This is a genomic window from Streptomyces sp. NPDC031100 (genome assembly GCF_055570785.1).
Map to the genome: position 1 here is coordinate 95,130 of NZ_JBVIGN010000017.1, position 24,019 is coordinate 119,148.

Below are 24,019 nucleotides of genomic sequence, written 5' to 3' on the forward strand. Positions count from 1 at the left end.
AAACCGGCCCCTCCCCCCCCGGAGGAGACGGCGAACCCACACTCTGTTCCCCGGCCAGATAGGAAGAGAAAAATGGGGGCTCTCCCTTCCCCCCCCCTCCCCCCCCCCCCCCCCCCACGCACGTGCCGTGCTCGGCGGACGCTCAGCGGACGCGATGCCCCTCCGCGTCCTCGTGCGTGTAGAAGCGGTAGAAGAACACCGCGAAGGTGACCGCGGCGACCGCCAGCGCCATGCCCACGGAGCGCAGGATCGAGGCGCCGCTCTGGCTGTACAGGAACCCGAACGCAACTCCCGTGAACGTCGTCCAGGCCATGGCGTGCACCTCCCGCCGCAGCCGCGGGGCCACCGTCAGCAGACCGATGAGCACCACCGCGAACACGAGCGCCGTGACGAACCCGAACAGCAGGTTCCAGCCGGTGATGGGACCGCCGGAGCGGCGGTTGGCCGCGGCCCAGTAGCCGTAGACCAGCCCCAGCAGGACCGGTACGGCCACCCTGCCGATGCGGTGGGTGCGCGCGTCGAAGATGTCGGGCGGGCCGCCGGTCAGGGCCGGACGGGCGGGCCGGGACGTTCCGCCGGCCGCGGGTGCCGCATGAGCCATGAGAGCGCTCCTCTCTCCTTGCTTCCGCCTTCCAGAGCACACCTGGGGCCACGCCCTGGCAAGTCGGCCGGGAGAGTGACAAGTGCCCGGATGCGGGCGGTGTGCTCCCGTGCTTGTCTGAGGGGCATGGAGGGCCTGGGCCTGGTCGGCGCGCACGAGGACGAGGCCCTGCGGCGGGGCCGGCTGCGGATCCGTGGGCACAATGTCGCCTGGGCACCGCCGTTGCTGCTGCTCATCGCGATCGTGGTGCTCGACTTCGCGACCAGCGAGCAGTTCCGGGTCGTCTCCTGGGCCGTCCTCGTGCCCGGCACGGCCGCCGCGCTCTGCGGGCTGTGGACGACCGCCGCGTACGCCGTGCTGTCGGTGGTCACGTACGTCGCCGTGGACAGCGCCTGGCCCCGGCAGTACCAGGCCGGGCTGCCCGACTTCATCCTCGTCGCCCTCGGCGGCGTCCTCGCCACCCTGGCCTGCGGGGTACGGCTGCGCGGCGAACGGCGGATGCTGCACATGCAGGACATCGCCGAGACCACGCGGCGCACCGTGCTGCGCCCACTGCCCCGGGTCTGGGCGGGCCTGGAGCACGCTGCCGTCTACCTCGCCGCCGACACCGAAGCCCGGGTCGGCGGCGACTTCTACGACATCCAGCCCGGCCCGCACGGCACCCGCATCCTCGTCGGCGACGTGCAGGGAAAGGGCCTGGGCGCGGTGGAGACCGCCGCCGCGCTGCTCGGCACCTTCCGGGAGGCCGGCTACCACGAGGCGGATCTGGCCACCGTCGCCGAGCGGCTGGAGACACGGATGATCCGGCACCGCAGCCACACCGCTGTGCTCGGCCGCGACGGCCGGGAACGCTTCGCCACCGCCGTTCTCATCGGCTTCCCCGAAGAGGCCCAGGACACCGTGGAGGTCGTCAACTTCGGCCACGAACCCCCGCTCGCCGTCGGCCCGCACGGCGTATGGGCCCTGCCCGGCGGCGAAGGCCTCCCGCTCGGCCTCGCCGACCTCGGTGGCGGCCTCCCGCCGGTGCGCCGGGTGCCGCTGGCGGCCGAGGAGACCCTGCTGCTCGTCACCGACGGGGTGACAGAGGCCCGGAACGGGCTCGGGGAGTTCTATCCGCTGGCCCAGGAGGTGGCCTGCGCGGTCGCCGCCGACCGGCACCGCGCGGAACCCCGGCGCCTGGTCAGCCTGGTCCGCGACAGCGTGCTCCGGCACAGCGGTGGCCACCTGGACGACGACACCACGGTCTTCGCCGTGCGGCGGGTGGGCGAAGTGCCCGTACGGGGACGTTTGCAGTCCTGAGGCACGGCTTTGCAGCAGCAGCGGTTACGGTGCTGACAGCAGGGAGATCTACAGGCTCCACAGGGGGAGGGACGATGCCCGGAACCGTGCTGCTGCTCGCGGCCTCGCCGGTGGGCAGGGGGCGGCTGGTGGACGCGGCCGGTGTGCTGCCCGTGCTGGCCGCGGTCGCCCCTGCCGTGCTGTCCGGCACCGACACCGCGAACGTGGTCGAACTCGCCGACCCGCTGGAGCCGCAGGCCGTCCTCACCCGGCTGCGCGCCGCCGCGGCCGCGCCCGGACCGCTCACCGTGTACATCACCGGGCAACTGCACCTGGACCGCCGCCAGCACCTGCCCCACCTGGCCCTGGCCCGCACCACCCCGGCCACCGTCCGCTACACGGCCCTGCCCTGGCACTGGATCCGGGACGAGCTGCGGCTGCGCTCCGCGGGGAGCACGGCCCTGTTCGTCGACCTGCACACGGACCCCGAGACCTGGCAGCACCTCGCCCAGCGGCCGCTCGACTCGGGCCGCACCAGCGCGGTCTACGGTCGTATCGCACCCCCCTCCGGCCGGCGGGGGCCGGCCGAGCCGTCGTACATGAAGGCGGTGGCGACGCTGTTGCGCAGCGGACACCGGCCGCCGCCCGAGCAGGTGCACCACCAGGCGTTGGCCCGGATCGCCGACGAGGCACCGACGAACATCGTGCTGACGGCCCGGACCCGGCCAGGTGGTGACCCGCACGCCGCCATCAGCGCCGCCGTCCAGGCCGGGCGCCACCTCGACGCCGATGCCCTCGCGGCCCGGCATGAGCAGGCCGCCGTGCGGGCCTACGGCCCCGCCTCCGACGAGGCGCTGCACTGGGCCGAAGTGCGGGCCGATCTCGCGATGTTCGCGGGGGACGCGGCGCGCAGCTGCCGGGCCTGGCTGGGGGTGGCCGGGGTGCGGCTGGCCGCGGGCGAGGCGCCGGACGCGCCCGCCGTGGAGGCGGCCGTGGACCGGGCCCACCACCAGTGGGGCCGCATCACGGACGCGGCGCGGGCCCGTGAACTCGGGCCCGCGCTCGCGGAGTTGAGGCTACGGGTGCCGGGCCGCCGGCAGGGCGCGCTGGAGAACGTCCAGCGGCACCTGCGGCAGCTCCAGGCCCAGTAGGTCTCACCTGGTGAACGTGAAGTACTTCCAGGCGCCGTGCGTCGTGGAGTTCACCGTGTCACCGGAGGAGCCGTCGATGTACGACGAGCGGACCCGGAACCGCCAGCCGACGTCCCGGCCGTGGTCGCCGGTGATCTGCACCCTGGACACGCCGTCGCGGCCCAGCGGGAAGTACGAGGGGTCGCCGGGGTACCACCTGCCCTGGTAGTACACCTCGAACTCGAACTTCTGCTGCCGGCCCCGGTAGTACGACATCTCCGTCGTGATCAGCGGGTTCTTGGTCTTGTGGAAGAAGTAGTAGGTGTGACCCCACCCGCTCTTCGCCTTGTAGTGGCCGCTGACCGACGTGGAGATGCTCGCCTGGGCGCCGACCCAGCTGGACACCGAGCGGGGCTGCCAGCGGGCGTCGCCCGCGAACTTCGCGCGGACCGTGGTGTCCCGCTTCAGGTCGAGGGTGACCGGCAGGTTGCCGTGGGAGTCGACCCTGCCGGACTTCACCCGCCTGTTCGGCTGGTCGGAGCCGGAGGGGTCGGCCCAGATCTCCACCGTGCGGTTCTTGTACGTCGTCCCCAGGTGGGCCGTGAACTTCACGTCCTTGCCGTAGGGGTAGACCTTGCCGTTGTTGTTGATCGACAGCGTCGGCCTGGCGCGGGAGACGTTCACGGTGTCGGTGCCGGAGCCCGCCGCGTGGTCGGCGTCGCCCGCGTAGGACACCTTGTACGTCACCTTGCCGCCGGCCGGCGGGGTGTCGGTGAAGGAGTAGGTGCCGTCGGCCTTCGTCGTCACCGAGGGCAGGGACTTGCCGTGCGGGGAGTCCAGGTCGGTGCGGGTGACGGTCAGTTTCACCCCGGCCGGCAGGGCGACCTTCGAGGTGGCCTTGCCCTTGACGGTGAGCTTCTTGGCCCGGGCCGCGGACGAGGGGGCGTCCACGGTGACGGTGGTGACCGCCTTGGTGGGGCCGTTGAGGACGCGCAGGGAGTAGGCGCCGTCGCTGTTGTACGACACCGCGAACAGGCGGGAGGCGTCCGGCGCCCAGGCGAGGGCGGCGTCGGCGAGCCGGTCGGTGGTCCGGAAGTCGTACTCCCGTACCGAGGTGTGCGCCCCCGGTTTGAAGACGTAGATGTCCGGCTCGTACGGGCCGTCGATGCCCGCCGCGACCGAGCCGTCCGGGGCGATGTCCACCGCGTTGGCGTAGGCGTCGGAGGGGTAATCCCCGTCCGGTGCCAGGTCGGAGGTCCGGTAGACGGTGTGGTGGGTGGGGCCCGGGCTCGCCAGCACGACGTCCTTGCCGTCGGGTGTGAGGGCGAGTTCCTTCATGCCGCCGCCGTCCGCGTCACGCAGCGCGGTGCGCTTCGGTGTGCCCGAGGAGACGTCGTACACGGCCAGGTGCTGCGGCGTCCGGCCCGGCTCCGCCGCGACCAGGGTGCCCCCGGCGGCGTCCACCATCGGGGCGCCGGTCAGGGTGTCGTCGGGGCTGCCGAGGTTCACCGGCTGCCCCGGGGCGGACAGGTCGATCCAGCCGATGCGGCCCTGGTTCGCGCCGGGCGTGTAGCCGAACCACAGCTTGCCGTTCGCCTCGGCCACGTACTTGGGGCTGAACGCCGTCTCGAAGCGCTTGACCTCGGTCGCGGAGGCCGTGGCGATGGCGACGATCTGGGCGCCGTGGGGAACGGCCGCGTAGACGGTGTCGGAATCTGCCGACAGTTCGAGGTCCGTGACCCCGATCATCGAGGTCAGCTGAGTGATGACCGTGCCGGCGTAGTCGGTGACGACGATCTTGCCGTTGTCCGGGTCGCTGACGAAGACCCGCTGGTGCTCGCCGTCCACCACGACGTCACCGACCGACTTGACGGGCAGGGCGGTGGTGGTGTCGGCGAACGCCGGAGTGGCGGTGAGGGCCGCCGAGCTGAAGAGAGCCGCCAGGGTGGCGGCGGTAGCAAGGGTGCGCATACGCACGCTGATTCGAACCCCCCGGAACGAATGAAGACAAGGGCGCCACGCGGCACGGCCGTTGTGTGCGTTCCCTGTGGGCCGCGTGTGGCGGACGGGTGAATACGGTGAAGGCTAAGCCGCGAACTCTAGGTCATGCCACTGACAAAAAGGCGAGCGCCCCCGACACCAGCGTCCGGACACCCGGGACGACGGTGGACAGGTCGGGCGCGAAGTGCGGGCTGTGGTTGCTCGGCACGGCCGCGAACTTCTCCTCGAAGCCCGCGCCGGGCGCCTTCTCCCACACCTCGGCCGGAGTGGTCGTCACGAACCAGTAGGAGTACGGGATCGAGCCGAGCGCCAGCTGAGGGAAGTCCTCGCTGCCCATCGCCGGGCCCGGGTCGAACACCGCGTCCGCGCCGAAGACCTCGCGGTGCACGGCGGCCACCGCGGCGTCGGTGCCGGCGTCGTTGACCGTCGCCGGGAAGCTGTCGCCGACGGTGATCCGGGGCTCGCGCGGGCAGCCGGCGGCCAGGCACTCCCCCTCGGCGATGCGGCGGATCGCGCTCAGCATCCGCTCGCGCACCTGGGCGGACTGGGTGCGCAGGTTCAGCGCGATGCGCGCCTCGGACGGGATGATGTTGTGCCGGGCGCCCGCCTCGATACGGCCCACGGTCAGCACCGCGGCCTCGCGCGCGGCCAGCTCCCGGGAGACCACCGTCTGGAGCCGGGTGACCAGGTAGGCGGCGGTCACCACGGGGTCCACGGTCGACTCCGGGCGCGAACCGTGGCCGCCCCGGCCGTGCACCACGATGTCCACGTCCGTCGACGCCGACATGATCAGGCCCGGCGCGTGCGCGTACAGGCCCGCGATGCCCGGGACCGCGTGCTGCCCGAGCAGCACGTCCGGGCGCCCGAAGCGCTCGTACAGACCGTCCGCGACCATCCGGGACGCGCCCTGCCCGCTCTCCTCGGCGGGCTGGCCCACGACCAGCAGGGTGCCGTGCCAGGTCTCCCGTCCGGCGGCCAGCGCCTCGGCCGCACCCGCGAGCCAGGTGACGTGCAGGTCGTGCCCGCAGGCGTGCATCACCCCGTCCGTCCGGGAGGCGTACGGCAGCCCGGTCTCCTCCTGCACCGGCAGCGCGTCCATGTCGGCGCGCAGCAGCACCGTCGGCCCGTCGCCGCGCCGCAGCACCCCCGCGACCCCGGTGCCGCCGATCCCCTCGGCGGTCTCGAACCCGGCCTCCTTGAGCCGGCCGGCAAGTCTGCCCGCGGTGCGGTGCTCGTGCAGGGACAGCTCGGGGTGGCGGTGCAGGTCGCGGTAGAAGTCCTCCAGGTCCGCCGCCGGGAGCCCGGCGGTGAGGTCCAGGGCGGTGCGCGCTGCGGCAGAGGTCACGGGCGCAAGCCTAGGCCCTGTCTCCCCGGTCTTCGAGGGAGACAGGACCTGGGCCTTCGGCGGGACACGGGGGAGTACGGCCGTGGCCTACCAGGTGAAGCCCTTCTGCACGGCCATGCACGCGTCGTTCTTGTCGCCGCTCAGTACGGCCGCCGACGCGGGTGCCTCGGTCGGGGTCTTGGGCTTCGGGTAGGTGTCGCCGGTGCGCCAGTCGGCGCCGACGACCAGGGTGACCCCCGAGACCGCCGTCGACCTGCGCACCTGGCCGAGCGGGACGCCGAGCGCCTTGGCCACCGCCTGGGCGTCGCCCTCCAGGTCGGCGCTGGGATACAGGAGCCGGGTCTTCGCCGCGGCCGCCGCCGTGGTGTCCGCCGCGGCCTGTGTGAACCCCTTGCCCTGGAGGAGCTGGGCGACGGCGCGGGCCCGTTGGGGCGTCGGGGCCTGACCGTCGGTGCCGGTGCCGTTGCGGACCTGCACGGCGAGGGAGGCGTCGGGGGCCGCGGGGTCCTTCGACGTCTGCTCGGTCCGGTGCTCGGTCTGGTGCCGGGCGGCGCGGCCGTCCAGCGGGGTGTCGTCGCGGACCATCGTCAGGAGCTGGTCGGCGTCCTCGGCGGCGGGCACCAGCCGGTTGTGGTTCTGCGCCCACTGCACGGTGGGCAGCGTCGTCATCGTGATGCGCCCGGTCGGGACCTTCTGCAGCTCCCCGGACAGGTCGTACAGCTTCTTGACCGTGCCGAGGCCGTCGTCGACCGTGAGCGCCTTCGTCGCGGCCTCCGCGAGCTTGCGTACCTCGGTGGGGTTGCCCAGCCGCGCGTTCTTGCGCAGCTGACGGACCATCGAGTTCATGTACATGTGCTGGGCGTGGGTGCGGCCGAGGTCGGTGCCGTCCTCGAAGCCGTAGCGGGTGCGCAGCCACTGCAGGGCCTGCTCGCCCTTGACCGAGGTGGTGCCCTTGCGCAGCTTCAGGCCCGACCCGTGGCGCGACCAGACGTTCTGCCGGACGCAGACCGGGACGCCGCCGATGGCGTCCGCCATGTCGACCACGCCGGAGAAGTCGACCATCATGAAGTGGTCGATGTGGATGTCGGTGAGCTTCTCCCAGGTGGCGACGGTGCAGCCCGGGCCGCCACGGCCCAGCGACTCGTTCGCCATGGCCAGCGGGAGAGCGCCGTACACCTTGTTCTCGTCCGGGGCGGTGCACTTGGGGATCGGGATCATCGTGTCCCGCGGGAGGCTGACCACGGACATGTTGCTGCGGTCGGCCGAGACGTGCAGCAGCATCTGCACGTCCGCGAGCGGCGGGCGGCCCACGTCGCCCTTGGACCCGCCGAGCTTCAGGTCTTCCGCGGTGTTCCGGCTGTCCGAGCCGATCAGCAGGATGTTCAGCGGTGTCTGGCCGTCGGCGTTCGGGGTCGCCTCCGGTACGGCGGAGTCGCCGAGGTTCAGCCTGGCCTGCTTGATGTTGGCGTTGAGGTGCTCGTAGTAGAGGTATCCCGCGCCCGCGGTGCCGAGTATGACGACCGCCAGTGTGAGCGCCGTCCAGCGCAGTATCCGGCGCTTGGGGCGCGGCGCTTCGGTGTCCGGGCCCTTCGGAGGCCCACCCGCTCGGCTGCCACCACGCCTGCGGCCGCCCCCGCCGTGCCGCCCCCGGTCCGTCGGCCGAGCCTGCGCTTCCAGCGTCATTCCCCCTGCCTTTCCCGCCCTGACGGGGCGCCCATGGCCTCGTCGGCGGCTGCACCGGAGCGCACACATTAGCGGCGCGGCCGGTCATGCAGGGGCGAATGGTGAGATATGCCACTCGCGTACAACCTTCTTGGGGGTTGACGAACTCCCCATGTGTCCTTGGCGGTTGAGTCGACGTGCCTCAGGGCTGGGACTGCTGCACGGCCGCCGGCCCGGGCGGGGCGTCCGCCACCCGGGCCGGGCCCGCGTTCGCCGCCGTGACCAGGGCCGCGACGGCCAGCACGGCCGCGGCCAGGCCCCTCGCGGCGGGGGTTCCCCCGCTCGGGCGGAGCCGGGAGAGGGGAAGTGCGGTGGGGCGTCCGTAAGGTGCGGATGTACGTCCGTGCACGGCGACCTCGCAACAACAGCGGCCTGTTAAGCATGCTTAATTCGCCGTTTAACCTAGGGGTTGCGCGAGGCGAACGGCAAGGGGTACCAGGGGAGTTGGGGGCAGGAGATGCGGGAACGGGACGATCCGGAGGTCATCGGCCGACGGGTGCAGCAACTGCGCGCCGCGCGCGGACTGACCCAGCGCCAGCTGGCGGAGCCCGCCTACACCCCCGCCTACATCTCCACCCTGGAGGCGGGCCGGGTGCGCGCCTCCGACGAGGCACTGAGGCACATCGCGGAGCGTCTCGGCGTCGCCTTCGAGGAGCTGGCCGTCGGCCGCCCCGCCCGCCTCGCCACCGACCTCAGGCTGCGGCTCACCGAGGCCCAGCGCACCCTCGCCGACGGCAAGGCCGAGGAGGCCGCGGTCCAGTACGCCGCGCTGCTCGCGGAGGCCGAGACCCACGCGCTCGCCTGCGAGCAGGCCACGGCCCTGCTCGGCCTCGGCGAATGCGCCCTGGAGACGGGCGAGCTGGCGCAGGCCCGGGGCCGCTTCGAACGAGCCGAGCAGTGCCTCGCCGGCGAATCCCTGCCCGCCCGCGTCCCGGCCGTCCGCGGCCGGGCGGTCTCCCACTACCTCGCCGGCGAACTCCGCTACGCCGTCTACCTCCTCGAAACCGCCCTCGACGAACTCAACCGCAGCGGCCTGCACGACCCCGACGCCCTGCTGCTCCTGTACGCCAGCGCGATCGGCCCCTACATGGACATGGGCGCCCACGCCCGCGCCGCCCAGGCAGCCGAGTTCGCCCTCGCCCTGGCCCCCCAGGCCGCCGACCCGGCACTCATCGCCCGTATGCACCGCTCGGTCGCCCGCACCCTGCTCGCCGAGGGCCGGGTCGCCGAGGCGGACGCCTCCCTCGCCAAGGCGGCCGAGCTGTACCGCCAGCTCCAGCTGCGCACCGAACTCGCCAACTGCCACTGGATGCGCGGCTACGTCTGCGCGCAGAACGGCGACCTGGACCGCGCCGAAGCCGAACTGCGCCAGGCCCTCACCATGCTCGGCCAGACCCGGGCCGCCCTCTACCGCAGCCAGGCCGCCGTGGAACTCGCCGACGTCCTGCACCGGCGCGGCAAGTCAGCGGAGGCCGCCGACCTGCTCAACGGCGTCCTCGGCGACCTCTCCTCCGAGCGCGGCGCGGTGCACGCCGCCGCGGCCCACCGCCTGCTCGGCATCATCGCCGAGGACGCCCGTGACACCGAGGCCGCCGAGGAGCACTACGTCCGCGCGCTCAGCCTCCTGGAACGGGCCGGCGCGGCCGGTGACCTGGCCGACCTGTGCCGCCTCCTCGGCGACCTGCTGCGCCGCACCGGCCGTGTGGAAGCGGCCCTGGACGCCTACCGCACGGGCCTGGGCCACCGCACGGCCCCGGGCACGACCACCCTGGGACCGGCACCGGCCCAGCCGCCTCTCGGTTGAGGGCCGGCGGTATGGCGTAGGCCCTCGTACAGCGGCAGCAGCGGAGGCGCATGTGCCGAAGTCGCCGACCTGTCGGTGTCGGCAGTGTCAGGGCTGGACCGAGCCCACGGGTGAGCACTCGATCTCGTGCTGCTTCGAGATCGCGCCGCAGACGGTCACCGTGCCGGGCGGTGCGTCGGGGCTGACGGCGAGCATGCGGGTGTACGTGTCGCGGTCGACGCGGATCGTGGCCGACAGTTGGTCGCCGTACTTGTCCCTGATGGTGACCGAGTCGCCCACGGTTCCGTTCTCGATGCGTCCCCAGACCGCCCCGCAGGCCGGGCTGTAGCGCAGCTCGATGTGCATGCCGCGCAGCCATGTCTGGCGGGCCGTCGTCGCGTCCCACTGGCAGTCCATCGACTGGGGGTCGCGCCGTAGGCAGGTGTCCTCGGAGCAGCCGGGATCCGGGTCCGGGGACGGCGACTCGGCCTGCGTGCTGAACCGGGACACCGGCGTGGTGCCGGCCGCGGACGACGGGGCGGACGGCTCACCGACCCCCGTGGTGCCGATCACGAGCACCGTGAGCAGGCTGCCCGCGAGCGCCCCGGCACCGACGAGCCCGACCCCACCGGCGTACGTCTTCCAGCCCCGGCCCGCCCCGCCCTGCGCAGGCTCGCCGGGCTCCATGGCCTCCGGGTCGTTCTGCCTGCTTTCCGCGGTGCCCTGCGCGCTGTCCCCGTGCCCGGCATCCGTCGACTTCACGGTCTCCAGCAGAGCGAGCAGCGGCTCGGCGTCCGCCGCCACCGCGGCGGCGAACTCCTCGACGGCCACGGCGGTGGGCAGTTGCTTGCCGTTGAGGAAGCGTTCCCATGACGACCGGCTGTAGTGCGTCTTGTCGGCGAGTCGCCCGTAGCTGAGCTGCGACTCGTCCTTCAGCCGCCGCATTTCGGCCGCGAGCATGTCTCTGCCGGACGGCTCGTCGCCGACCCCCTGACCCTCGGTCACCTGGTCCCCCGTTGCGCAAGGCTCACAAACTGTGCGTAGAACGGGAGGATTATCGCTCATGTGTATGACTGGATCGTGACCCCTGTCCGGTGCGGGACGGGGGCCACGATGTGCGTGGGGGCAGCCTCAGACGACGCTGGGGACGTAGTCGTAGCAGTAGCCCCAGCCGTTCCAGGAAGACCCGTTGTAGTACGGGTCGCCCCTGTCGAGGATCTGCTGGCCGGTCTGCGGACCGACGACGCCGTCCGGGTTGCCTCCGACCGCCCACGCCTGGAACCACTTGACGGTCTGATAGGTCTTGTTGCCCCAGGCGCCGTCCTCGTCCAGCTTGCCGTAAGGCGGGTTGCCGTACATGGAGGGCCAGTTGTGCCCGTCGATGATGTAGTTGAGGCTGCGCTGCACGCACCACACCGGTGTGCCGGAGGTGACGTGGTTGTAGCCGATGTACGGGGCGCCGGGCTTGGCCTCGGCGGCGGTGCTGGTGCCGAGGAGCGCCGTGCCGGTGACGGCCAGGGCTATGGCACCCTTGGCGAGCTTGGACTTGAGGCTCATGAGCCGTTCTTCCTGTTCGGTGGACGGGTGGGTTTAGTAGTAGTCGCCGGGGATGTAGGTCCAGCAGTAGCCGTGCCCGGACAGCGACGAGCCGTTGTAGTACTGGTCGCCGTACGTGAGCAGGCGGGAGCCGGTGGCGGGGCCGACGACGCCGTCCTGGTCGACGCCGACCATCTTCTGGAACCAGCGGACGTTGGCATCGGTCCTCGGCCCCCAGGCGCTGTCCTCGTCGAGGGTGCGGTAGGGCGGCGGCGTGGTGATGGTGCCCTGGGCGTAGAGCGAGTTGACGAGGTAGTTGATGTCGTGCTGGACGCACCACACGCCCGCGCCGGAGGTGACGTGCCCGTAGCCGAGGTAGGGCGCGTTGGGGTTGGCGGATGCGGTGGAGGTGCTGCCGAGCACGGCGGCGAGTACCAGGGCCAGCACGGCGGCGCCCTTGGCGGCGGTGGGTTTGATTCTCACGTGCCGGGTCTTCCTGCTCAGTAGTCGCCGGGGATGTAGTTCCAGCAGTAGCCGTGGCCGCCGTAGTAGGTGCCGTTGTAGTAGTCGTCGGTGTAGTTGAGCAGGTAGTGACCGGTCCCGGGGCCGACGACCCCGTCGTCTTCCAGGTTGTAGCGGCGCTGGTACCAGCGGACGGTGGCGTCGGTCTGCTGCCCCCAGACGCCGTCTTCGGCGATCTGGCCGTAGGGGGGATCGGAGGGGTACCCGCCGTGGGCGATGTACCAGTTGATGTCGTGCTGGACGCACCACACGCCTGCGCCGGAGGTGACGTGCCCGTAGCCGAGGTAGGGCGCGTTGGGGTTGGCGGATGCGGTGGACGTGGTGCCGAGGACGGCGGCGCCGGCGAGGACGAGCGCTGTGCCTGTCTTGGCGAGCTTGGCCCTGAGACTCAAATGCCTGCTCCAGTTCACGGGGTTCGGTGCGTCACTGCACCTGTGTGGGGTGACGTGCCGACGACGCTAGGGCGTCCGTGGGGCGTTCCCGCTTGTTGTGCGGCCCTGGGACGTCCCGCGGAATCCCTGGGACGCCTCATAATCAAACATTAGTTCTACATGAGAGCTGTGGAACGTGGCAGCACACTCGTTCGGATGAACGGCTCCGGATTCTGTGCGCGGGCTTCCCGTCTACGCTGGGAGGGTCGCGCTGAGCGAAGGAGGTCTGTCATGGCGACGGCGGAGCCGATCATCATGCCGGGGTACCAGGGCGAGGCCATTCATGGCCCGTACGACGACCCTGACGGCGACAGCGACGCGGACAGCGGTGTGCCCGACTACTCGGATTCGAGCGTAGAGACAGCCTTCGAGCGCCTTAGTGCGGCGGCCCCCCCGGGCTGGCGCGTGGAGCTGATCGAAGGGGAGATCTACGTGACGCCACCGGCCAACGGGGAGCACCAGGAGATCGTGTCGGAGGTCAATCACCAGGTCGGCCGGCGGGCGTCTGATGATTCCCTGCGCAACTACACCGGCATCGGCCTGAACGTCCCCGGCGCATCCGACACCGGTCACGTCGTCCCCGACCTGGTGATCGCGCCGAAGGGCAGTTTCGACGACAAGGAGGAGTGGCACCTGCCCACGGGTGTCATCCTCGTAGCCGAAGTCACCTCCACCAGCACCGCAGACCGCGACCGGGACAAGAAGATCCACGGCTACGCCCGCGCCGGCATCCCCGTCTACCTCCTCATCGACCGCGAGGCGGGCGAGGTCACCGTCTACTCCGAGCCCTCGGGTGACGACTACGCCAAGGGGCCGAAGCACAAGCTCGGCCTCACCGTCCCCCTCCCCGCCCCTCTCGGCTTCGAGCTGGACACCGCGGAGTTCTGAGCAGCGTCCGGTCAGGCAGGGAACGCCCCGCCCTGACCGCGGTGTGCGGGCGCCGCCTGCTGTGTCTGTCCCGTCGGCCGGGGTTCCACTGCCCGGGCCGGGCCCGCGTTCGCTGCCATGGTCAGAGCCGCCGCACCACCGGCTCCTCGGCATCATCGCCGAGGACGTCCGCGACACCGAGGCCGCCGAGGAGCACTACGTCCGCGCGCTCAGCCTTCGGGAACGGGCCGACGCGGCCGGTGACCTGGCCGACCTTTGCCGCCTCCTCGGCGACCTGCTGCGCCGCACCGGCCAGGTGGAGGCGGCCCTGGAACGAGGCTGCGTATCGCAGACTGCTGGATCACGGGCAGTCCTGCCCCCAGTGCTGCTGTGACCCGGCCGTAGGCCTCCTCAGACCAGAGCCCGGCCCTGCTTCCGTACGTCCGCCAGGCGCAGTGCGCCGAGTTGGACGGCCAGCTGTGTCGCGTCGTTCGGTACGTCGCCGAGGCCGGCGTTGGTGAGGGCGAAGGCGTCCTCGCCGACGCGGACGGCGGCCAGGTCCATCGTCAGGACGACCTGCTCCCCGTCGGACGTCGTGGTGGAGAAGGCGAGGCGCAGGCCCTGGCGCAGGTCCCCGACCTCCGGCAGCGGGGCCTCGGTGATCTGGACGTCCTCGACCAGGCCGTTCTCGGTGGTGGCCGTGAACTCGGCGCACTGGACCGGCATCGTCCGCAGCCACGCCAGCGCGGAGTCGACGTCCGCCGGGCGGCGGGCACCGATCTGGTAGCGGAGCTGGGCGTCGGTGTCGCCGTCGTCGAGGCCGACGGCGGCCCGGGCGGGGGCGCCGAGGAGTTCGTCGGCGTAGAGGGCGTCGAGCAGGCGCTGGCACTCCCCGGCCGTGGTGCTCGCCTTCAGCAGGCCGTCCCGCCAGGTGGCCGCCCCGCGCGTCGCGGACCAGGGGGCGCCGAGGTCGGACTCCGTGATGAGCGCGGCGCGGGCCTGGTCGTCGGTGAGCGTCGATCCGTCGCTGCGGGCCGACGCCTTCGCCGTGGGGGAGGGCGAGTCGATGGTGGGCAGGGGCTGGTGCGCGTTCGGCGGACGCTCCAGGCCGAGGGCCGCGCAGCCGGTGACGGTGAGGAGGCCGACGCCGAGAGCAGCGAGGGAGCGGACGCGGGGGCGTATCGCAGCGGTCATCGGGGTGCCTCCTGGGCGGGCCGGTGCGGGTGACCGGTGAGGGTGGGCCGGTGGGGGTGCCTGCTCTCACGGCACCACCGGCCGGACCTGCCCACCAGCGCTCCGGGCCGTCCGGGTGAGCGTGGGGAAGGCGTCCGGGTGAGGGCCGGGAAAGTGTCCGGGCGAGGCGGCGGCAAAAACCCGTGGCCTCCCGGAGGGTGCCGCTGGTACGGTCGCCCCATGCAGCGCGCCCAGCAGTTCCCGCAGAGCACGACGACGCCGGAGACCGTCCCGGCGCGCTGACACCTGAGCAGTCCGAAGCCCCGGGGCGAACGCCCCGGGGCTTCGTCGTGCACCGGGATGTTCGCCTCCCTCACCGAGGAGACCCCGATGAAGGACCCGATGAACGACAAGCCGGCCGACCACCGCCGCCTCGGCCGCGAGCTGGACCTGTTCGACACCGATCCACTCATGGGCGCGGGCCTGCCCTACTGGCTCCCGGACGGGGCCGTCGTACGGCACACCCTGGAGGAGTACATCCGGGAGGCGGAACGTGCGGCCGGCTACCGGCACGTGTACTCGCCCGCGCTCGGCAAACGCGAGCTGTACGAGATCTCCGGGCACTGGGACCACTACAGCGAGGACATGTACCCGCCGATGAAGCTCGGTGCGGAGGAGGTCGTCCTGCGGCCCAGTCTGTGCCCCCATCACGCCCTGATCTTCCGCTCCCGCTCCCACAGCTATCGCGAACTTCCACTGCGCATCGCCGAGTTGGGCACCATGTACCGCGCCGAACTCTCCGGCGTCCTCGGCGGCCTGACCCGCGTCCGCGCCATCCAGCTCAACGACGCCCACATCTTCTGCACCCTGGAGCAGGCGGTGGACGAGGCCCGCGCCGCCCTGGAGCTGATCGCCCGCGCCTACGCCGACCTCGGCATCGAGGCCGTACGCCACCGTCTCTCGCTGCCCGGCGAGGGCGGCAAGTACGTCGCCGATCCGGAGCTGTGGCAGCGGGCCACCGCCCTGTTGAAGGAGGTGCTGGCCGAATCCGGCGTGGCCTACGAGGAGGCGGAGGGCGAGGCCGCCTTCTACGGACCCAAGATCGATGTGCAGATCGCGGACCCGGCCGGCCGCGAGTCCACCCTGTCCACCGTGCAGATCGACTTCCACCAGCCCGCCCGCTTCGACCTGCACTACATCGGCGCCGACGGCGCCAAGCACCGGCCGGTGATGGTGCACCGCAGCATCATCGGCAGCGTGGAGCGGGCCGTGGCCCATCTCGTCGAGGCGCACGGCGGGGCCTTCCCGGCCTGGCTGGCCCCCGTCCAGCTGGTCGTGCTGCCGGTCGCCGAGGAGCAGGTGGAGCGGGCGGCGGCGGTGGTCCGGGAGGCCTCGGCCCTGGGCCTGCGGGCCGAACTCGCCGGGCCCGAGCAGGGCACCCTCGGCGCCCGCGTCCGCGCGGCCCGTCTGGTCCCGTACCAGGCGGTGATCGGCGAACGGGAGGCCGAGGCGGGCCTGGCGGCCGTACGCCTGCGGGACGGCCGCCGCCCCGGCGCGCTCCCGGTACCGGAGCTGCTGCGCCGCATCGCCGACCGGGTGGCGGCAAAGGGCACTGCGCTGTGGTCCTGATCCGAGGGCCTGTCCGGCGTCTCATGCCGGAGACGCGCTGATCGGGCGCCGTTACTTTCCTCCGGCCTGATCCGCCGGACAGGCCCTAGGGTCGGTACGACGGAAGGAGTCCGACGTGACCGGTCAGCCCATCCCCGTGATCATCGACTGCGACACCGGCGTCGACGACGCCCTGGCCCTGCTGTTCGCCGTACGCCACCCGGGCCTGGACCTGCGGGCGGTGACCTGTGTGGCCGGGAACACCGATGTCGACGGGGTGGTCCACAACACCCTGACCGTGCTGGAGCAGGCGGGCGCCCCGGAGGACATCCCGGTGGCGCGGGGCGCCGCGCGCCCGCTGATCGAGCCGGCCCGCTCGGCCAGGCACGTGCACGGCGTGGACGGCATGGGCGACCTCGGCCTGCCCGCGCCCCGACGCGGCCGCGCCGCCGTGGACGCCGTGACCCTGCTCTACCGCGAGATCCTGGGCTCCCAGCGCCCGGTCACCCTGATCCCGACCGCACCGCTCACCAACATCGCGCTGCTGCTGCGCACCCACCCGGAGGTGACCCGGAACATCGAGCGGATCGTGTTCATGGGCGGCGCGGTCGCCACCGGGAACGCCACGCCGGTCGCGGAGTTCAACGTCTGGCACGACCCGGAGGCGGCGGCCATCCTGCTCGGCGCCGGAGTGCCGATCACCATGTACGGGCTCGACGTGTTCACCCGGGTCGCCGTCCCGGCCGCGGACGTACGACGGCTGCGGGCGAGCAGGGAACCCGGCACCCGGCTGGCCGGCGAGCTGCTCGCCCACCGCCCGTCCGCGCCCGAGCCCGACGGCGACGACCCGGCCGGCGGCCTCGGGGACGCCGGTGCCGTGTGCGCGGTCGCGGACCCGGCCGGCATCACCACCCGCAACCTCCCGGTCGAGGTCTCCCTGGCCCCGGGCCCGACCCGCGGCCAGACGATCGTCGACCGCCGCCCCCGCCCCGGCGAGTCCGAGATCCACGGGGGCGCGCGCGAACAGGCGCTGGTGGACGTGGCGCTGGACGTGGACGTGGACCGCTACGTGAAGCTGTACCTGGAGACCGTGGCACGGGCCTAGGGACACCCTAGGGCAGGTCCGAGGGGCCGGGCGACGGGCTCGACGACGCGGGAGTCGGGGCCGACCGCCGGCTTAAGGGTCCCGCGTGGTCGTGCATGAGGAGGAGCATCACGCCGGCGAGGACCAGGCTCAGCACCATCAGGAGCCAGCCGACGGGGTTCTCCGCGTCGTACTCGTAGCGATCGGTCCCCCGCCTGCTCCGCCTGAAGACCGGCTCGTTGTCGTCAAAGGGCACGAGGGGATTCGCTCGTGTCCGTTTCTGCGCTGCCTGCACGTAGGAAGCGACCCTCTCCGTGACGTCCGAAGTTTCCCTTTCAGGGCACTGTGGACAGATTCCTTACTGTCGACCGCCGTCGTCAAGTCCGAACGGAGTCCGTATGGCTGACCTCTCCTCCAGGAATCCCGACTGGTGGCGCCAGGCCGTCATCTACCAGGTGTACCCCCGCAGCTTCTCCGACGCCGACGGAGACGGTCTGGGTGATGTGAGGGGTGTCACCGATCGCCTGAACCACCTCGCCACACTCGGAGTTGACGCCCTCTGGCTCAGCCCCTTCTACCCCTCCGAACTCGCCGACGGTGGCTACGACGTCGCCGACCACCGGGACGTCGACCCGCGTCTGGGCACCCTGGACGACTTCGACGCGATGGTCGCCGAGGCCCACCGGCTCGGGCTGAAGGTCGTCGTCGACATCGTCCCGAACCACACCTCGCACCGGCACCCCTGGTTCCAGGAGGCCCTGCGGGCGGGCCCCGGGTCGGCCGCACGCGAGCGCTACGTCTTCCGCCCCGGCCGCGGCGCGAGCGGCGAACTCCCGCCCACCGACTGGCAGTCGGTCTTCGGCGGCAGCGCATGGCGGCACGTGCCGGACGGGGAGTGGTACCTGCACCTCTTCGCCCCTCAACAGCCCGACCTGAACTGGGACAACGAGGAGGTCCGTGCCGACTTCCGCACCACCCTGCGCTTCTGGTCCGACCGGGGCGTCGACGGCTTCCGCATCGATGTGGCCCACGGCCTGGCGAAGGACCTCACCGAACCGCTGCGGGACATCGGCGACCTGGACCCGACGGGAGAGGTGGCCCTGCAGTACGTGGAGCCCGGCACGCACCCCTACTGGGACCGCGACGAGGTCCACGAGATCTACCGCGACTGGCGCAAGATCTTCGACGCCTACACCCCGCCCCGAACCGCTGTCGCCGAGGCCTGGGTCCCGGACGCCCGCCGCGCCCTGTACGCCCGTCCGGACGAACTCGGCCAGGCCTTCAACTTCGAGTACCTGCAGGCGAGGTGGGACGCGGACGAACTCCGGCGGGTCATCACCGGCTCGCTCGACACGGCCCGGGCCGCCGGTGCCTCCGCCACCTGGGTGCTCTCCAACCACGACGTCGTCCGCCACGCCTCGCGCCTCGTGCTCCCGCCCGGCACCGACGACAACGCCTGGCTGCTGTCCGGCGGCACGGCACCGGCGATCGACCGGGAGGCGGGCCTGCGCCGGGCCCGGGCCGCGACCCTGCTGATGCTGGCGCTGCCCGGATCGTCGTACGTCTACCAGGGCGAGGAACTCGGTCTGCCCGAGGTCGCCGACCTGCCCGCCGAGGCGCTGCAGGACCCGATCTGGGAGCAGACCGGCCAGGTCCGCAAGGGCCGCGACGGGTGCCGGGTGCCGCTGCCGTGGACGACGACCGGAGCGTCGTACGGCTTCGGGGCCGGGGCGGCCTGGCTGCCGCAGCCGGCGTCCTTCGCCTCGTACGCCGTGGAGGCCCAGGCCGGCACCGAGGGCTCCACCCTGGAGCTGTACCGCACCGCCCTCAGGCTGCGCCGCAAGCTGCTCGAGGGCGAGACGCTGAGCTGGACGCCGGGCGCACCGGCGGGGGTGCTGGACTTCGCCCGCACCGAGGGCTGGCGCTGTGTCACCAACCTTGACGCGGAGCCCGTTGCGCTGCCCCCGGGCGAGGTGCTGCTCGCCAGCACCCCGCTCCCGGAGCCGGGCGTGCTCCCGCCGGACACCACCGTGTGGCTGGCCTAACCCACGGTCGGGCTCGGGCTGGGGGCGGTGTTCCCGGTGCCGCCGCCGGTGCTGCCGGTGAGGGTGTCGATGTCCACCGGTGTGGACGTGGCGTTCGGCGGCGGAGTGAGCACCACCTCCGGCTGGCCCGGGGGCGGAGGCGGCGGGGTCAGGTCGGAGTCGGGCAGCTTCGGCGGGGTGGTCTGCTGGAAGACGGTCTGGTCGAAGTCGACCAGGCCGGTCTTCTCCATCACGGTGATGTGGTCGAGCACGGTGTCGTTGGCCTGGTCGGCCAGGGCGCGCACCAGCGAGTTCTTGGTCGTGGAGCGGATCTTCGCCACCGTGTTGAAGATCGAGCCGTGGGTCATGCGCAGGATGTTGGCGAAGTCGCTGTCGAACTTCCTGCCGCTGTCCGACTTCAACTGGTTGACGAAGCCCACCTGCTGGGGACTCGCCACGTTGGGCAGCGTGATGTTCAGCATGGGCGCGATCTTGCGGCAGGTGGTGTCCAGTGCCGCGTGCCCGTCGACCAGGTGTTTGCTGGCCTCGACGACGCCCTTCGAGGTGCCCTTCTGCAGCCCGATCTGCCCCACCGGGTACTCCCACAGGCCGGCCGCCCGCACCTTCACCACGAAGTCCCGGTCGGCCTCGGTGAGCGGACCCCACTGGGTGTTGGCGATGATCCGCTCCGGTGCGCTGGAGACCTTGCTCAGGCCGAGCATGCTCGGGTAGGCGAGTGCGGCGAGGGTCAGGGCCATTGCACCGCCCACGAAGAGAGTTCCCGTCGCGTTCCGCGAAAAGCGCACCGTGCCTCCTGCCCGGTCATGGATCCCGCCTCGGGGCGGTTCGGACGCACAGCAGTACGGATGCGGAGGCGATTCGTATCGGTGTCGTCGAGTAAAGAATCACTACGGCTGTCAGTTGGTCAAAAGTTGACCTACCTCGGGAATAGTTGACCGTTCCTGGGGAGAAGCCAGAGGAAACGCAGTCCTAGATTCGCCGCATGCCCCCACAGCCGCCCCCCAGAGTCCCCGTCTCCCTTCCCGTCCTGCCCTACCGCAAGCCCACCAAGGGCCGCGACTACTGGGTGCTGGACGACGTCCTGCCGGACGTCGACGCCGTACGGGAGCGCTGTCTGGCCAAGTGCGACTGGGTCAAGGGGTACCCGTACACCTCCGAGACCTGGCCCGGACTGCGTGCGATGCCCGGCCTGGAACCGGGTGAACTCGGCCGTATCGAGCGGCTGGTGAAGAAGGCGACCGGCGCCAAGGAGCTGTGGGTGCAGCAGGCGCCCGGCGGCGGCACCCTCAACCACAACTGCGTGCAGGTGGTCGGCGAGGGCGAGAGCGAGCCCCGCCCGCACACCGACTCCCGCGCGCTGTGCCGGTACGCGGCGGTGCTGTACCTGAACCCGCACGTGCCCAAGGACTGCGGCACCAGCTTCTTCCGGCAGTCCCTGCCCGGGGGCCGGCTCGGCGGCAATGTCGTCCAGGCCCCGCACAACAACCTCGTCGAGGCCCTCGGCACCCGCTTCGTCGCCCCCGACGCCTTCGAGGAGGACGTCCGCGTCCCGCACCGCTACAACCGCCTCCTCCTCTACAACGCCAACCTCGTGCACAGCGCGACCGGCTACTCCGGCCGGACGCTGGAGGAGAAGCGGATGACGGCGGTCTTCTTCTGGATGGCCTGAGTGTGCCGTTCCACCGGGTGGGCCGGTTCTGGCAGGTTGATCCCATGGAGAGCACGGAGAGGAAGAACGACGGGGCCCCGGACCCGGACGAGGACCCCTACTTCGCCCACCGGCGGGTGCTGTTCGCGACGGCGTACCGGATGCTCGGCAGCGTGTCGGACGCGGAGGACGTCCTCCAGGACACCTGGCTCAACTGGAACGCGGCGGACCGCTCGGAGGTCCGCAACCCCCGCGCCTACCTGGTCCGCACGGTCACCAACCTCTCCCTGACCCGTCTGACGTCGGCCCGCGCGAAACGGGAGCAGTACGTCGGTCCCTGGCTCCCCGAGCCCCTGCTCACCTCACCCGACGCCGCCGAGGAGACGGAGCGGGCGGACAGTGTGTCAACGGCGATGCTGGTGGTCCTGGAGACGCTGGCCCCGGTGGAGCGGGCGGTGTTCGTCCTGCGTGAGGTCTTCGGCTACTCCCACGCCGAGATCGCCGAGATCCTGGACCGTCCGGAACCCGCCGTCCGTCAGATCGCCCACCGCGCCCGGGGCCACGTCCAGTCCCGCCGCCCCCGCTACGACACGGACCCCGAGCGGCGGGCGCGGATCACCGCCCGGTTCATCGAGGCGTGCGCGGGCGGCGACCTGAACGCGGTGATGGAACTCCTCGCCCCCGACGTCACCTGCTGGTCGGACGGCGGCGGCAAGGTCACCGCGGCCCGCCGACCGCTGCACGGCGCCGACCATGTGGCCCGGTGGATCATCGGCGTACTGAACAAGCCGCAGACGGCCGGCGTCACCTTCCACCAGGCCGTGATCAACGGCGAGTCGGCCGTCCTGTGGACCTTCGCCGGGACCCCGTTCGCCGCCCTGACCTACGACCTGGCGCAGGACGGCATCAAGAACCTGCGCCTGCAGGTGAATCCTGAGAAGTTGAAAGGGCTTCGCCCTTAGCGTCCGCCGACCGGCCCTCGAAGTCCTCGGCCTTGGTGAGCTTTAGCCACCGGCCAGGCCGTAGCCTCGGTGTCGAGCGACATAGCGGACTTCTACCCGTGGCCCAACCTGGCCTTCATCCCCATCCTCGACGCCCCACCGTCCCACTGGGCCCCGGTCTGGCCCCGATAACTCTGTGGTGGAGGTGCGGCCGCACGCCTGATGATTGCATCCATGGATGCTGTCGTTCAGCGGGTGCGGACGTCGTGGACGAAGAAGTCGCGCGGCGGCCCTGAAGCTGCCCGCAGGAACGCCGCCCCAACGGCCTTCCTGCTGCCTATGGGCTTGAGCTGCGCCCTTCACGAGGTCGGCATGCGGGAGTCCGATTCCTTCGAGCCTCGTGTGCGGGTGCGGGACCTGTCGGCGCCCGGGATGATCCTGCGCGAGGTCGATGGGCTGCTGCGCGTGGATCCACCAGCGGTGACCTCGTTTGCCATGCCCCGACGCAATCGGCGCCCGCCCGCTGTTCGCCTGGCTCCTGGCCAGTGGCTGCAATGGCAGATCAACTACCGGTTCGCCGGCGGTTGGGGTGGGGCCTGGACCTATCTTCTGGAGACGTTCAACATCCTTTACGGCTCCGCAGAGCCCGACGTGTTCCTGGGGGTGCCGACACACCGGGTGGACGAGCGAGGAGCCTTGCGGTGAACTCAGGGGCACCGAAGTCCCGCCCCGTGGATCCGGCTGGCGTGTCCCTGGCGGTCGCGGGGCGGGGTGGGTCAGGATGAGGCGGTGAACGAACAGATAGTCGAGCCCGCGGTCGGCTTCCGCCCGCTCAGTCTGCGGCCCATCTCCCTGTCAGGGCAGTTGACCGCCGGGGCGTTGCTGCTCGCGGGGCTCGCGTGGGTCGTGCGGGGTGTGTGGGAAGTGCGGTTGGCCGTGGCGGGGGAGCCTGCCTCGGGGCCGCCGGATCAGGGGGACGGGGTGCACCGGCCGCTCAACGGGCTGGAGGACTCGTATCACCTCGTCACCTCCCTGGGGGGTGGCGTCGCCTTCCTGTGCGCGCTGCTCTTCCTTTCCTGGCTGTGGCGGGTGCGGGACAACGCGCGGGCGCTCACGGGGCAGGCGCCGAAGTACGCCGGGATCTGGGTCTACCTCGGCTGGATCGTGCCCGTCGTCAACCTGTGGTTCCCGCGGGGCATCGTCGCCGACGCCTATCGGACCACCGCCCCGGGGCGGAAGCTGCCCGTCTCCGTGAACGTGTGGTGGGGGCTCTGGCTGGTCGGGATGCTCGGCGGGGCGGGGATCGTCTACCGCGACTCCACCGACGAGATCATCGCCCGCGCGTACAGCGAGGTGTGGCCGCTGCTCGTGTCCGACGCCGCTGTCGTGGGGGCCGCCGTGGCCGGGGCGTTCGTCGTGCGGGCCGTCACCGCCGTACAGGTGGAGCGGATCCGGCAGGGGCACCGGGGCGCGGTCGTGGAGTCCGTGGCCGTCGGTACCGAGGGCTGAGACCGGGCTGCCGGCGCTGTCCGGCTGCGGGTGGTGCTGTGCCGTCGTACGGGCAAGGATTTCCCCATGAGCACCATGGCCATCGTCGGCGCCGGGCCCGGGCTGGGGGCCGCTGTCGCTCGTCGGTTCGGGCGGGAGGGGTTCGACGTCGCGCTCGTCGCGCGGGACCGGGAGCGGCTGCAGGTTCTCGTGGGCGAACTCGCCGACGACGGTGTCGTCGCGCGCGGGTTCGCTGCTGATGTGCGTCGGCCGGAGGAGCTGGTGCGGGCTCTGAAGGACGCCGCAGGCGTGTTCGGGACCGTCGAGGTGTTGCAGTACAGCCCCGTTCCGCACCGGGACTTCATGCGGCCCGTGCTGGAGACCCGGCACCGGGATCTGCTCGGGCCGATCGAGTTCTCGGTGTACGGGCCGGTGGCTGCCGTGCAGCAGGTGCTGCCGGGCATGCGGGCGCTCGGGCGGGGGACCATCCTCTTCGTCAACGGCGGGACCGCCGCCGTGCCGCATCCGGAGCGGGCCGGGACGTCGATCGCCTTCGCGGCGGAGAGTGCGTACGGGCACCTGCTGCATGATCGACTTGCGCGCGAGGGGATCCATGTCGGGCAGCTGGTGATTCCGGGGGCCATCATGCCCGGGCATGTGCGGAAGGATCCCGCCGTGCTCGCGGACATGCTGTGGACCATGCACCGGGAGCGGCGCGGGTTCCGGCACTACGCCGACGACCTGGACAGCTGACCCGGCCCCCTGGAGATCGGGTCGCCCTGCGTGAAGAGCATTTGTGGGCCAATATGGTGATGT

Annotated in this window: 23 protein-coding genes and 2 pseudogenes; 14 read left to right on the forward strand and 11 right to left on the reverse strand. The window is 71.8% G+C overall.

Features of this window, described 5'->3' with window-relative positions; all coding sequences use genetic code 11:
- Positions 1 to 142 precede the first annotated feature (142 nt).
- Positions 143 to 601 (reverse strand): hypothetical protein, encoded by a 459-nt coding sequence (locus ACZ5DS_RS36735; RefSeq protein ID WP_468247331.1) that lies wholly within the window; start codon positions 599 to 601, stop codon positions 143 to 145.
- Positions 602 to 727: 126 nt separating this feature from the next.
- Between ACZ5DS_RS36735 and ACZ5DS_RS36740 the strand changes: the two genes are divergently transcribed.
- Entirely contained in the window at positions 728 to 1,900 is a 1,173-nt protein-coding gene (locus ACZ5DS_RS36740; protein ID WP_468247334.1) for a PP2C family protein-serine/threonine phosphatase, read from the forward strand.
- A gap of 74 nt (positions 1,901 to 1,974) precedes the next feature.
- The gene (locus ACZ5DS_RS36745; protein ID WP_468247335.1) at positions 1,975 to 3,030 is read left to right on the forward strand and encodes a hypothetical protein; all 1,056 of its coding nucleotides are present in this window, start codon (positions 1,975 to 1,977) and stop codon (positions 3,028 to 3,030) included.
- 3 nt (positions 3,031 to 3,033) lie between these two features.
- On the opposite strand, the gene ACZ5DS_RS36750 is transcribed toward ACZ5DS_RS36745, so the two are convergent.
- From ACZ5DS_RS36750 to ACZ5DS_RS36760, 3 genes are all read right to left on the reverse strand, one after another.
- Complete coding sequence (locus ACZ5DS_RS36750; protein ID WP_468247337.1) at positions 3,034 to 4,980, reverse strand: Ig-like domain repeat protein; 1,947 nt, start codon at positions 4,978 to 4,980, stop codon at positions 3,034 to 3,036.
- A 133-nt stretch (positions 4,981 to 5,113) separates the two neighbouring features.
- Entirely contained in the window at positions 5,114 to 6,355 is a 1,242-nt protein-coding gene (locus tag ACZ5DS_RS36755) for an amidohydrolase (RefSeq protein ID WP_468247340.1), read from the reverse strand.
- Between the two features lie 87 nt (positions 6,356 to 6,442).
- On the reverse strand, positions 6,443 to 8,038 hold the full coding sequence (locus ACZ5DS_RS36760) for an LCP family protein (protein WP_468247341.1): 1,596 nt from the start codon (positions 8,036 to 8,038) through the stop codon (positions 6,443 to 6,445).
- Positions 8,039 to 8,534: 496 nt separating this feature from the next.
- Here ACZ5DS_RS36760 and ACZ5DS_RS36765 point away from each other — a divergent pair, with 496 nt between their 5' ends.
- Positions 8,535 to 9,881: a helix-turn-helix domain-containing protein gene (locus tag ACZ5DS_RS36765; protein ID WP_468247596.1), complete on the forward strand. Its 1,347-nt coding sequence runs from the start codon at positions 8,535 to 8,537 to the stop codon at positions 9,879 to 9,881.
- Positions 9,882 to 9,896: 15 nt separating this feature from the next.
- Positions 9,897 to 9,995 (forward strand): annotated as a pseudogene (locus ACZ5DS_RS36770) (DUF397 domain-containing protein); the annotation flags it as partial.
- On the opposite strand, the gene ACZ5DS_RS36775 reads toward ACZ5DS_RS36770, so the two are convergent.
- From ACZ5DS_RS36775 to ACZ5DS_RS36790, 4 genes are all read right to left on the reverse strand, one after another.
- Entirely contained in the window at positions 9,969 to 10,865 is an 897-nt protein-coding gene (locus tag ACZ5DS_RS36775; protein WP_468247343.1) for a helix-turn-helix domain-containing protein, read from the reverse strand. The pseudogene ACZ5DS_RS36770 and the gene ACZ5DS_RS36775 sit on opposite strands and share 27 nt — an antisense overlap.
- Positions 10,866 to 10,991: 126 nt before the next feature.
- Positions 10,992 to 11,417: a peptidoglycan-binding domain-containing protein gene (locus ACZ5DS_RS36780; RefSeq protein WP_468247345.1), complete on the reverse strand. Its 426-nt coding sequence runs from the start codon at positions 11,415 to 11,417 to the stop codon at positions 10,992 to 10,994.
- 33 nt (positions 11,418 to 11,450) lie between these two features.
- A complete protein-coding gene (locus tag ACZ5DS_RS36785) occupies positions 11,451 to 11,879 on the reverse strand; it encodes a peptidoglycan-binding domain-containing protein (RefSeq protein ID WP_468247347.1) in 429 nt (142 codons plus the stop codon).
- A 17-nt stretch (positions 11,880 to 11,896) separates the two neighbouring features.
- The gene (locus ACZ5DS_RS36790) at positions 11,897 to 12,310 is read right to left on the reverse strand and encodes a peptidoglycan-binding domain-containing protein (protein ID WP_468247349.1); all 414 of its coding nucleotides are present in this window, start codon (positions 12,308 to 12,310) and stop codon (positions 11,897 to 11,899) included.
- A gap of 270 nt (positions 12,311 to 12,580) precedes the next feature.
- On the opposite strand from ACZ5DS_RS36790, the gene ACZ5DS_RS36795 reads away from it, so the two are divergent.
- A complete protein-coding gene (locus tag ACZ5DS_RS36795) occupies positions 12,581 to 13,237 on the forward strand; it encodes a Uma2 family endonuclease (RefSeq protein WP_468247352.1) in 657 nt (218 codons plus the stop codon).
- A 136-nt stretch (positions 13,238 to 13,373) separates the two neighbouring features.
- Positions 13,374 to 13,610 (forward strand): annotated as a pseudogene (locus ACZ5DS_RS36800) (transcriptional regulator); the annotation flags it as partial.
- A gap of 17 nt (positions 13,611 to 13,627) precedes the next feature.
- Here ACZ5DS_RS36800 and ACZ5DS_RS36805 read toward each other — a convergent pair.
- Positions 13,628 to 14,410: a hypothetical protein gene (locus ACZ5DS_RS36805; protein WP_468247354.1), complete on the reverse strand. Its 783-nt coding sequence runs from the start codon at positions 14,408 to 14,410 to the stop codon at positions 13,628 to 13,630.
- A 381-nt stretch (positions 14,411 to 14,791) separates the two neighbouring features.
- Here ACZ5DS_RS36805 and thrS point away from each other — a divergent pair, with 381 nt between their 5' ends.
- Entirely contained in the window at positions 14,792 to 16,018 is a 1,227-nt protein-coding gene (gene thrS / locus ACZ5DS_RS36810) for a threonine--tRNA ligase (protein ID WP_468247598.1), read from the forward strand.
- Positions 16,019 to 16,133: 115 nt separating this feature from the next.
- Positions 16,134 to 17,102, forward strand: a complete 969-nt coding sequence (locus ACZ5DS_RS36815; protein WP_468247356.1) for a nucleoside hydrolase — start codon at positions 16,134 to 16,136, stop codon at positions 17,100 to 17,102.
- 7 nt (positions 17,103 to 17,109) lie between these two features.
- Here the strand turns inward: ACZ5DS_RS36815 and ACZ5DS_RS36820 are convergent, their stop codons facing one another.
- Positions 17,110 to 17,337 carry a hypothetical protein gene (locus tag ACZ5DS_RS36820; RefSeq protein ID WP_468247359.1) on the reverse strand — a complete coding sequence of 76 codons (228 nt, stop codon included), beginning with the start codon at positions 17,335 to 17,337 and terminating at the stop codon, positions 17,110 to 17,112.
- Positions 17,338 to 17,479: 142 nt separating this feature from the next.
- On the opposite strand from ACZ5DS_RS36820, the gene ACZ5DS_RS36825 reads away from it, so the two are divergent.
- On the forward strand, positions 17,480 to 19,126 hold the full coding sequence (locus ACZ5DS_RS36825; protein ID WP_468247361.1) for a glycoside hydrolase family 13 protein: 1,647 nt from the start codon (positions 17,480 to 17,482) through the stop codon (positions 19,124 to 19,126).
- On the opposite strand, the gene ACZ5DS_RS36830 is transcribed toward ACZ5DS_RS36825, so the two are convergent.
- A complete protein-coding gene (locus tag ACZ5DS_RS36830; RefSeq protein ID WP_468247600.1) occupies positions 19,123 to 19,875 on the reverse strand; it encodes a DUF4142 domain-containing protein in 753 nt (250 codons plus the stop codon). The genes ACZ5DS_RS36825 and ACZ5DS_RS36830 overlap by 4 nt on opposite strands.
- A 233-nt stretch (positions 19,876 to 20,108) precedes the next feature.
- Here ACZ5DS_RS36830 and ACZ5DS_RS36835 point away from each other — a divergent pair, with 233 nt between their 5' ends.
- From ACZ5DS_RS36835 to ACZ5DS_RS36855, 5 genes are all read left to right on the forward strand, one after another.
- Positions 20,109 to 20,795, forward strand: coding sequence for a DUF6445 family protein (locus tag ACZ5DS_RS36835; RefSeq protein ID WP_468247363.1), 687 nt, complete (start codon positions 20,109 to 20,111; stop codon positions 20,793 to 20,795).
- A gap of 44 nt (positions 20,796 to 20,839) precedes the next feature.
- Entirely contained in the window at positions 20,840 to 21,736 is an 897-nt protein-coding gene (locus ACZ5DS_RS36840) for an RNA polymerase sigma-70 factor (protein WP_468247366.1), read from the forward strand.
- Positions 21,737 to 21,949: 213 nt separating this feature from the next.
- Positions 21,950 to 22,420, forward strand: a complete 471-nt coding sequence (locus ACZ5DS_RS36845) for a hypothetical protein (RefSeq protein ID WP_468247368.1) — start codon at positions 21,950 to 21,952, stop codon at positions 22,418 to 22,420.
- 84 nt (positions 22,421 to 22,504) lie between these two features.
- The gene (locus ACZ5DS_RS36850; RefSeq protein ID WP_468247370.1) at positions 22,505 to 23,224 is read left to right on the forward strand and encodes a DUF4328 domain-containing protein; all 720 of its coding nucleotides are present in this window, start codon (positions 22,505 to 22,507) and stop codon (positions 23,222 to 23,224) included.
- Positions 23,225 to 23,290: 66 nt separating this feature from the next.
- On the forward strand, positions 23,291 to 23,956 hold the full coding sequence (locus ACZ5DS_RS36855) for an SDR family NAD(P)-dependent oxidoreductase (protein WP_468247373.1): 666 nt from the start codon (positions 23,291 to 23,293) through the stop codon (positions 23,954 to 23,956).
- Positions 23,957 to 24,019: the final 63 nt, after the last annotated feature.

Bases quoted from the DNA above. Each gene is read 5' to 3' on its own strand.
- ACZ5DS_RS36735 (WP_468247331.1), bottom strand. From the start codon at position 601: ATGGCTCATGCGGCACCCGCGGCCGGCGGAACGTCCCGGCCCGCCCGT.
- ACZ5DS_RS36740 (WP_468247334.1), top strand. From the start codon at position 728: ATGGAGGGCCTGGGCCTGGTCGGCGCGCACGAGGACGAGGCCCTGCGG.
- ACZ5DS_RS36745 (WP_468247335.1), top strand. From the start codon at position 1,975: ATGCCCGGAACCGTGCTGCTGCTCGCGGCCTCGCCGGTGGGCAGGGGG.
- ACZ5DS_RS36750 (WP_468247337.1), bottom strand. From the start codon at position 4,980: ATGCGCACCCTTGCTACCGCCGCCACCCTGGCGGCTCTCTTCAGCTCG.
- ACZ5DS_RS36760 (WP_468247341.1), bottom strand. From the start codon at position 8,038: ATGACGCTGGAAGCGCAGGCTCGGCCGACGGACCGGGGGCGGCACGGC.
- ACZ5DS_RS36765 (WP_468247596.1), top strand. From the start codon at position 8,535: ATGCGGGAACGGGACGATCCGGAGGTCATCGGCCGACGGGTGCAGCAA.
- ACZ5DS_RS36780 (WP_468247345.1), bottom strand. From the start codon at position 11,417: ATGAGCCTCAAGTCCAAGCTCGCCAAGGGTGCCATAGCCCTGGCCGTC.
- ACZ5DS_RS36795 (WP_468247352.1), top strand. From the start codon at position 12,581: ATGGCGACGGCGGAGCCGATCATCATGCCGGGGTACCAGGGCGAGGCC.
- ACZ5DS_RS36805 (WP_468247354.1), bottom strand. From the start codon at position 14,410: ATGACCGCTGCGATACGCCCCCGCGTCCGCTCCCTCGCTGCTCTCGGC.
- thrS (WP_468247598.1), top strand. From the start codon at position 14,792: ATGAACGACAAGCCGGCCGACCACCGCCGCCTCGGCCGCGAGCTGGAC.
- ACZ5DS_RS36825 (WP_468247361.1), top strand. From the start codon at position 17,480: ATGGCTGACCTCTCCTCCAGGAATCCCGACTGGTGGCGCCAGGCCGTC.
- ACZ5DS_RS36835 (WP_468247363.1), top strand. From the start codon at position 20,109: ATGCCCCCACAGCCGCCCCCCAGAGTCCCCGTCTCCCTTCCCGTCCTG.
- ACZ5DS_RS36840 (WP_468247366.1), top strand. From the start codon at position 20,840: ATGGAGAGCACGGAGAGGAAGAACGACGGGGCCCCGGACCCGGACGAG.
- ACZ5DS_RS36845 (WP_468247368.1), top strand. From the start codon at position 21,950: ATGGATGCTGTCGTTCAGCGGGTGCGGACGTCGTGGACGAAGAAGTCG.
- ACZ5DS_RS36855 (WP_468247373.1), top strand. From the start codon at position 23,291: ATGAGCACCATGGCCATCGTCGGCGCCGGGCCCGGGCTGGGGGCCGCT.